At 70.4% G+C, this 8,271-nt stretch carries 6 protein-coding genes; 3 read left to right on the forward strand and 3 right to left on the reverse strand.

The window, feature by feature from the left end; translation table 11 throughout:
* On the reverse strand, window positions 1-1,544 hold a 1,544-nt coding region (locus O3Q52_RS43730), incomplete at its 3' end, for an acyl-CoA dehydrogenase family protein (protein WP_269654085.1).
* 150 nt (window positions 1,545-1,694) lie between these two features.
* Between O3Q52_RS43730 and O3Q52_RS43735 the strand changes: the two genes are divergently transcribed.
* On the forward strand, window positions 1,695-2,471 hold the full coding sequence (locus tag O3Q52_RS43735) for a PaaX family transcriptional regulator C-terminal domain-containing protein (RefSeq protein WP_269654086.1): 777 nt from the start codon (window positions 1,695-1,697) through the stop codon (window positions 2,469-2,471).
* 52 nt (window positions 2,472-2,523) lie between these two features.
* Here O3Q52_RS43735 and O3Q52_RS43740 read toward each other — a convergent pair whose 3' ends face one another.
* Window positions 2,524-3,372 (reverse strand): anti-sigma factor antagonist, encoded by an 849-nt coding sequence (locus O3Q52_RS43740; RefSeq protein WP_269654087.1) that lies wholly within the window; start codon window positions 3,370-3,372, stop codon window positions 2,524-2,526.
* A gap of 133 nt (window positions 3,373-3,505) precedes the next feature.
* Between O3Q52_RS43740 and O3Q52_RS43745 the strand changes: the two genes are divergently transcribed.
* Together O3Q52_RS43745 and O3Q52_RS43750 are read left to right on the forward strand one after the other, a co-directional pair.
* Entirely contained in the window at window positions 3,506-3,877 is a 372-nt protein-coding gene (locus O3Q52_RS43745; RefSeq protein ID WP_269654088.1) for a helix-turn-helix domain-containing protein, read from the forward strand.
* A 119-nt stretch (window positions 3,878-3,996) separates the two neighbouring features.
* Complete coding sequence (locus O3Q52_RS43750; RefSeq protein ID WP_269654089.1) at window positions 3,997-5,664, forward strand: MFS transporter; 1,668 nt, start codon at window positions 3,997-3,999, stop codon at window positions 5,662-5,664.
* A gap of 15 nt (window positions 5,665-5,679) precedes the next feature.
* On the opposite strand, the gene O3Q52_RS43755 is transcribed toward O3Q52_RS43750, so the two are convergent.
* Window positions 5,680-8,262 carry a SpoIIE family protein phosphatase gene (locus O3Q52_RS43755; RefSeq protein ID WP_269654090.1) on the reverse strand — a complete coding sequence of 861 codons (2,583 nt, stop codon included), beginning with the start codon at window positions 8,260-8,262 and terminating at the stop codon, window positions 5,680-5,682.
* Window positions 8,263-8,271 lie beyond the last annotated feature (9 nt).

An 8,271-nucleotide genomic window follows, 5' to 3' on the forward strand; every position in this document is an offset into this window, starting at 1 on the left:
ACGGCGGCCGGGGCGTGGCGGGCCAGGAGCGGGCCCTGCAGGACCAGCGCCATCAGCTCCACCAGCCGACGGGCGCCCGTCTCGGCTCCCGCCACGTCGGACAGCTGGTCCTTGAGCCGGAGCACGGCCGCGTCGAGCCGGGCGTCTGCCCCGTGCGCCAGGGCGAGTTCGGCGAACAGGGCCTCGGCGGTGTCGGGCGCCCGGCCGAGGGCACGCAGCACATCGAGCGCGTTGACGTTGCCCGACCCCTCCCAGATGGAGAGCAGGGGCGCCTCGCGGTAGTGGCGGGGCATGCCCGACTCCTCCACATAGCCGTTGCCGCCCAGGCACTCCAGGGCCTCGGCGGTGAAGGCCGGGCCGCGCTTGGTCACCCAGTACTTGCCGACGGCGGTGGCGATCCTGCGGAACGCCGACTCCTGCGCGTCGCCGCGGATCGCGCGGTCGGCGGCACCCGCGAGCCGCAGGGTGAGCGTCGTGGCGGCCTCGGACTCCAGTGCCAGGTCGGCCAGTACGTTGCGCATGAGGGGCTGGTCGATCAGAAGAGCCCCGAAGGCGCCGCGGTGCTTCGTGTGGTGGCCCGCCTCAACAAGGGTCTTGCGCATGAGCGTCGCGCTCATCATCACGCAGTCCAGACGCGTGCAGTTGACCATCTCGATGATCGTCTTCACGCCCTGCCCCTCGGGGCCGACCAGCCAGGCGACGGTGTTGTCGAACTCCGGCTCGGAGGAGGCGTTGGAACGGTTGCCGAGCTTGTCCTTCAGCCGCTGGATGCGGAACGTGTTGCGGGTGCCGTCCGGCAGGATCCGCGGCACGAGGAAGCAGGACAGGCCTCCGGGCGCCTGGGCGAGGACCAGGAACACGTCGCACATCGGCGCCGACGTGAACCACTTGTGGCCGCGCAGCGTGAACACGCCCGGCTCGGCCGTCGGCGCGGCCACCGTCGTGTTGGTACGGACGTCCGAGCCGCCCTGCTTCTCCGTCATCCCCATGCCCGCCAGCAGTCCGCGCTTCTCGCCCGGGACGCGCAGTCCCGGATCGTAGACCCGGCTGACCAGCAGGGGTTCGTAGACAGCGGCCAGCTCGGGCTGTCGCCGCAGAGCGGGTACGGCCGCGTACGTCATCGAGGTGGGGCAGCCGTGTCCGGCCTCGGTGTGGCCCCACACCAGTCCGCCGGCGGTACGGGCCACATGGGCGCCGGACCTGTCGTCCGCCCAGGGCGAGGCGCCCATGCCCTCGGCCACCGCCACCCCCATCAGCCGGTGCCAGCTCGGGTGGAACTCGGCCTCGTCGATCCGGTTGCCGTAGCGGTCGTGCGTACGCAGCTCGGGTTCGTGGCGGTTGGCCTGCTCGCCCCACAGCTGGGCCTCTTCACCGCCGGCCACACGACCCAGACGCCGTACGTCGTCCTCGGCCCAGTCGGCGCCCTCGCGGCGAAGCCCCTCCAGCAGGGCCGCGTCTTCGGAGGCGTCGTACGGAGTGAGGGGCGGAGCCTGGTTGGTGACGTCGTGCGTGGCGGACTGCTCGGGCGCGAGTATCGGGACCATACGGGCAGTGTTGCATCATCTCTGCGACCGCATCAAGGATGTAACACGCTGCTTCTGGGTGCGCTCCCGACCCACATGGGCGGCGCCGAACGCATGCCTGACACGGCCGCGCCCACGTCCCGCCGCGCCCGACCGGGCACAATGCGACCCATGCGGATGAACGTCACTCAGTCGCCGGACGACGTCGAACTGCGCCCACTGTCCGCGCGGTCGGTCGTCCTGAGCCTTCTGCTCGGCGTGCATCCGCCGGAGCTTCCGGTACGGGACCTGGTCCGCAGCGTCGAGCCCTTCGGTATCGCCGGCTCCACGCTGCGGGCCGCGCTGAGCCGGATGGTGACGGCGGGCGACCTGGACCGCGCCGACGGGGTCTACCGCCTCAGCGAACGGCTCCTGGAGCGCCCGCGCCGCCAGGACGACGCGGTCCACCCGAGGACCAGGGCCTGGAACGGATCGTGGGAGACCGTCGTCGTCACGGCGACCGGCCGCGGGCCCGCCGAACGGGCCGAACTGCGCGCCGAGTTGTCCCGCCTGCGGCTGGCGGAACTGCGCGAGGGCGTCTGGCTCCGCCCGGCCAACCTGCGACGCCCCTGGCCGGCCCACCTCACGGAGTTCACCCAACGCTTCACCGCACGCCCCGAACAGCCCGACCGCGCCCTGGCCGCGACGCTGTGGCCACTCGACGACTGGGCCCACACCGCGGGCGCACTACTGGCCCACGTGGACCGACTGACCCACCCGGCCGACCGCTTCGCCACCTTCGCGGCCATAGTCCGCCACCTGGTAACCGACCCCGTCCTCCCGGGCGACCTCCTCCCCACCCCCTGGCCGGCCCCGGCCCTGCGCGCCGCCTACACCGACTACCAACGAGAGGTGACAGAGGCACTGCACCGGGAACCGACGTCCACGGAGCGTCTCGACGAGGGCTGAGGCAGTGGTGCGGTTCGGGTGGAGCAGGGCCCGAGGTCGCCGCCGGCGCCGTTCACGGCTCTGATTCCGGGGCTCCCTCGTTCTCCTTGTCGGGGCCGGAGTCGGTCGTGTCGGTGGGCGGGGGAGTGGCGAGTTCGGCGACCGCTGCTGCCAGGTGTTGTTGGAGCGGTTCGGGGAGGGGTTCGCCCTGGACGGCGCCCACCATGTCCTGGGCCAGGTGGTGGAGCTTGGTGTTGGTGTTCTGGGAGACCGCCACCAGGACGTTCCAGGCGTTCTCCGGGCTCAGGCCGAAGGAGGCCATCAGGACACCGCGGGCCAGGTCGATGACCGGCCGGGTCTGCATGGCGCGCTTGAGCTGGACGACTTCCACGCGCAGGTCCCGCTCGGTGTCGCCGGGCACCGCGTCCTCCTCCGTGGGACGTTGTGTCCTGTCGGGGCGCGCGTCCTGGCCCGGAAGAGGCGTGATCCTGGCGGTCTCACCCGTGGGTGCATGTGTGGGTACGAACGCGGGCTCGAACAGTGACGACGTCTCAGTGACGGTGAGCAGTCGCTCGACCACCGGGTCGGCAGCCTGTATGACGACGGTCTTGGTGTCCTTCAGCGCACGCCGACGCAGGCGCAGCAGGACGTTGAGACCGGAGCAGTCGCAGAACTCGACTCCGCTCAGATCGAGATCCACGCCGGTGACCGACTCGGCGAGGGCTCGACGCAGCTCCTGCTCCAGCTGCTGTTCGCCGTCCAGATCGATCTCGCCGGCGATCACGACGGCTGTACGCGCGCCGACCTGGTGTGCCTCGATCTTCAGGGGCGCCGGCGGACGCCCCTTCCCCGCGATGACCGATGCCGCGCAGACGGGCTCGTACCCGCTCTCGAACTGCGCGGAATGGGCAGTGTCTCGCATGGCAGCCGCTCCTGAGGCATCCGGCCGTCTCTAACCCACCCAGGCTCAGCTCCCGAGCATCACACGTCAAGAGATACATGAAAATTCTTTCGCCCTTTTGAATACGTGAATGACAGGTCCTATGCTGTGGCGCATGGGTGAAGTACCTGAGACACATTCCGGCTGGACGTTCCTCACCAACCACGCCCGCGTGCTGGCTGCCATCGCCGACAACCAGAACACCCGTATCCGGGACATCGCCGCGCGGTGCCGACTCACGGAGCGGGCCGTGCAGAAGATCATCGCCGATCTGGAGCAGGGTGGTTACCTCACCCACACCCGGCAGGGGCGCACGAACGAGTACCACATCGAGCCGGGGACCGGCCTGCGCCACCCGGCCGACGCCGGGCTGTCGGTCGCGGGTCTGCTCTCCGTGCTGGCGCAGCACGACGCCGAGCGCGACACGAGATCACAGCGGCTGCAGACGGCATCCTTCTCCGAACAGGGTTCCGCCGCCGACCAGTGACGAGTGGCGTCGGCGCCATTCGGCACACGCAAGATCGACTGGTGAGGCCCGGCGCTCAGGGCTACCGTCGGTACAGCGAACGTCGACGTTCATGACGTCGGACACGCAGGACACATGCCATGACGGGCGCTCAGACACCACCCTCGGAAACTGCCAAGTCCCCGGAGCGGGGCCGAGGCAGAGGGATCGCACTACTCGTCATCGCCTCCTGCCAGCTGATGGTGGTCCTCGACATCACCATCGTGAACATCGCCCTTCCGCACATCCAGAGCTCGCTCGGCTTCTCGACCGAGAACCTGTCCTGGGTGATCAACGCCTACACGCTGACCTTCGGCGGTCTGCTCCTGCTCGGCGGGCGGTTGGGCGACATCCTCGGCCGTCGCCGGGTCTTCATGTTCGGCGTCCTGCTCTTCGTGCTCGCCTCCCTGCTCGGCGGACTCTCGCAGGAATCCTGGCAGTTGCTCGCCGCCCGCTCGCTGCAGGGCGTCGGCGGTGCCATCGCCTCCCCGACGGCACTCTCGCTGATCACCACGACGTTCGAGGAAGGGCCCGAGCGGAACAGGGCGTTCGGCGTGTTCGCCGCGGTCTCGGCCGGCGGCAGCGCGATCGGCCTGCTGGCGGGCGGACTGCTCGTGGAGTGGCTCGACTGGCGCTGGGTCCTCTTCGTCAACGTGCCCATCGGCCTGCTGATCGTGCTGGCGACGCCCCGCTACATCCGGGAGTCCGAGCGCCATCCGGGCCACTTCGACATCCTCGGCGCGCTCACCTCCACCGTCGGCATGGTGATGCTCGTCTACGGGTTCATCCGCGCCTCGGAGGACGGCTGGAGCGACACCCTGACCCTCGCGGCCTTCGCGGCGGCCGTCGTGCTCCTCGCCGCGTTCATCGCCATCGAGCGCAGGTCGAAACAGCCCATCACGCCCCTGTGGATGTTCCGCGACCGCAACCGGGCGGGCGTCTACGCGATCATGCTGTGCCTGGCCGCGGCGATGTTCGGGATGTTCTTCTTCCTGACGCTCTTCGTGCAGAACATCCTGGGCTTCAGCCCGCTGGAGGCCGGTCTCGCCTTCCTGCCGGTGAGCGCGATCATCGCCATCGGTGCCGGATTCGCCTCACAACTGCTGCCCAAGTGGGGGCCCAAGCCCTTCATGACGGTGGGTGCGGTCCTGTCCGCCATCGGACTCGGCTGGCTGACCCTGACCGGGGTCGACAGCACGTACGCGGGCAGCATCCTCGGCCCCATGCTGGTCTTCGGCTTCGGCATGGGTCTCAACTTCGTGTCGCTGACGCTGATGGCGGTCTCGGGAGTGGAGTCCAAGGACGCGGGAGCGGCCTCCGGGATCCTCAACGCCACCCAGCAGGTGGGCGGTTCGCTCGGTCTGTCGGTGCTGGTGACCGTCTTCGGTACGGCGAGCCGCAACGAAGCCACCGATCAGGTCCGCGACTTCATGGCTGAGGCGACCCCGGCCCAGCGCCTCGAGTTCCGCAGAACCGGGGAACTCCCGTCGCCCTGGAGCGACCAGGTGCTGACCTCGGGCATTTCAAGCGCGTTCATCGTCGCGGCGATCATCGCCGTCGTGGGCGCCCTGATCGCCCTGTTCGTCATTCAGGTACGCCCCGACGACCTGCAGCGCCTCCAGGGAAACGCTGCCATGGCGCCCGTAGCGGCCGGGGACGCCCCGGAGGCCGGGGACGTACAGGAGAGCCCGGCCGACGCGACCCGGCCGGCCTCGGACCCGCCCGAGTCCCGCCCGGGGCCCGGCGAGGATCGCCCCTCACACGGCTGAGCCCGAGGCTTAGCCTCAAGGCAGCGGCTGTTCCGTCCAGATGACCTTCCCGGTGGGGGCATAGCGCGTGCCCCAGCGTTCGGCGAGCTGGGCGACGAGGAACAGTCCGCGTCCACCCTCGTCCGTGCTGGCCGCGTACCGCAGGTGCGGTGACGTGTTGCTGCCGTCGAAGACCTCGCAGATCAGGCTGCGGTCGCGCAGCATACGGACCTGGATGGGGCCGGTCCCGTACCGGATCGCGTTGGTGACCAGCTCGCTGAGCATCAGCTCCGTGGCGAACGCCAGGTCGTCCAGCCCCCACTCGGCCAGCTGCCGGGTGACCGACGCGCGCACCTCGCCGACGGCGGCCGGGTCGGACGGCACCTGCCACTCGGCGATGCGGTCGGCTCCGAGAGCACGGGTGCCGGCGACGATCAGGGCGATGTCGTCACCGGGCCGGTCGGGAAGGAGGGCGTTGAGGACGCCCTGGCAGGTGTCCTCCGGCGACCGGTCGGCCCCTGCCAGCGCGGTGCGCAGCAACTCAAGGCCGACGTCGATGTCCCGCCCCCGGTCCTCGACGATCCCGTCCGTGTAGAGGACCAGACGGCTGCCCTCCTCCAGTTCGAGTTCGGCCGTCTCGAACGGGAGACCGCCAAGACCGAGCGGCGGGCCCGCGGGCACCTCGGGGAACTCCACGCTGCCGTCGGGGCTGACGACGGCAGGCGGTGGATGGCCCGCCCGGGCGACGGTGCACTTCCGGGAGGTCGGGTCGTAGACGGCGTACAGACAGGTGGCGCCGGTGATCGCGGCACCGCTGTCCTCCGCCGCCTCGTCCTGGTCGATGCGGCCGACCAGCTCGTCGAGGAGTCCGAGCAGCTCGTCGGGCGGCAGGTCGAGCGCGGAGAAGTTGTGCACGGCGGTCCGCAGCCGCCCCATCGTCGCCGCGGCGTGCAGCCCGTGGCCGACGACATCGCCCACGACGAGCGCGACCCGGGCGCCGGACAGCGGCAGTACGTCGAACCAGTCGCCGCCCACCCCCGCCTGCGCGGGCAGGTAGCGGTAGGCGATGTCCAGGGCGCTCTGCTCGGGCAGATTGCGCGGCAGCAGACTGCGCTGCAGCGTCACGGCCATGGTGTGCTCGCGCGTGTAGCGGCGCGCGTTGTCGATGGAGACCGCGGCACGGGCGACCAGCTCCTCGGCGAGGGCCAGCTCCTCCTCGTCGAACGGCTCGGGCTTCTCCGAGCGCCAGAAGTTGACCACGCCCATCACCAGGTGTCCCACCCGAACCGGAACGATGATCAGCGAGTGGATCCCGTACTCCACGACCTGTGCGGTGCGCTCCAGATCCTGCGCGAGCCAGCCCGGAGCCTCCCGGAGGCTGGGCTCGACCACGGCCTGGCCGGTGCCGATGCTGCGGGCCTGGGGCGAGGACTCGACGAACCTGATCCGCTCGCCCACCGGATAGAGAGGAGCGTCCTTGCGGATACCGCTGAACGCCGTACGGCGCAGATCGGTGCCCGCCTCCGGCTCCTCGCCGCTCAGCACGGCGTCGGCCAGGTCCACGGTGACGTAGTCCGCGAACCGCGGCACCGCCACCTCCGCCAGTTCCTCGGCCGTACGGGTCACGTCCAGGCCCGTACCGATGCCCACCCCGGCGTCGTACAGGAGCTTGAGATGCTCCCGGGCCACTTCGGCCTTGCCGGACAGGGCACGCAGCTCGGTCGAGTCGCGGAGTGTCGCGACGCTGCCGGCCGGGCCGCCCTTGAGGTCCGTGGGCCGCTGGTTGATCGCCAGCAGCCGGTCGCCGACCAGATGCACCTCGTCCGTCGCGACGCGCCCCGAGGCCAGCAGACCGGCCGTGTCCGTGTCGAGGCCGAGTTCGAGCACATGCCGCCCCTCCGCGTCCCGGGGAAGATCGAGCAGCCGGTGTGCCTCGTCGTTGGCGAGCAGCAGCCGCCCCTCGCCGCTGGCGATGATCACGCCTTCCCGGACCGCGTGCAGCACCGCGTCGTGGTGCTCGTACATCCGGGTCATCTCGAACGGGCCCAGCCCGTGTGTCTGGCGCAGCAGCCGTCTGCTCACCAGTGCCGTCCCGCCCAGGGCCAGGGCGAGTGCCGCGGCCGCCGCGGTCAGCAGGAGCGGGAGCTGCCGGTCCGCGACACCGCCGACGTTCTCGGTCGTGATGCCCGCCGACACCAGGCCCACGACCTTGCCGTCGTCCGCCTTGACGGGGACCACGGCCTGCACCAGCGGTCCGATGGTTCCCGTGATCTCCTCGGTGAAGGAGCGGCCCTCCAGCGCCGGTTCGAGGGTCCCGACGAACTTCTTGCCGATCCGGTCGGGCTTGGGGTGGGTATAGCGGATCCCGTCGGTGTTCAACACCACGATGAAGTCCACCTTGGACCGCTCACGGGCCGCCTCGGCCCGCGGCTGGAGCACCGCGGTGGGATCGGGGGAACTCAGGGCTTCGCGGGTGCCGGGAGCATTGGCGAACGTCTCGGCGACGGCCAGGGAGCGGTTCGTGGCCTCCTGGGTACTGTCGTGCCGCACCTGCAGCACAAGGGCCACCACCGCGGCCACGACGAGCAGCAGCACGATCACCACTTGCAGGACGAACACCTGGCTCGC

The organism is Streptomyces sp. ActVer (genome assembly GCF_027270795.1).
Lineage (GTDB): Bacteria > Actinomycetota > Actinomycetes > Streptomycetales > Streptomycetaceae > Streptomyces > Streptomyces umbrinus_A.

Excerpts from the sequence above, each read along its gene's own strand:
- O3Q52_RS43735 (WP_269654086.1), top strand. The coding sequence starts at position 1,695 with ATGCGGATGAACGTCACTCAGTCGCCGGACGACGTCGAACTGCGCCCA.
- O3Q52_RS43740 (WP_269654087.1), bottom strand. The coding sequence starts at position 3,372 with ATGCGAGACACTGCCCATTCCGCGCAGTTCGAGAGCGGGTACGAGCCC.
- O3Q52_RS43745 (WP_269654088.1), top strand. The coding sequence starts at position 3,506 with ATGGGTGAAGTACCTGAGACACATTCCGGCTGGACGTTCCTCACCAAC.
- O3Q52_RS43750 (WP_269654089.1), top strand. The coding sequence starts at position 3,997 with ATGACGGGCGCTCAGACACCACCCTCGGAAACTGCCAAGTCCCCGGAG.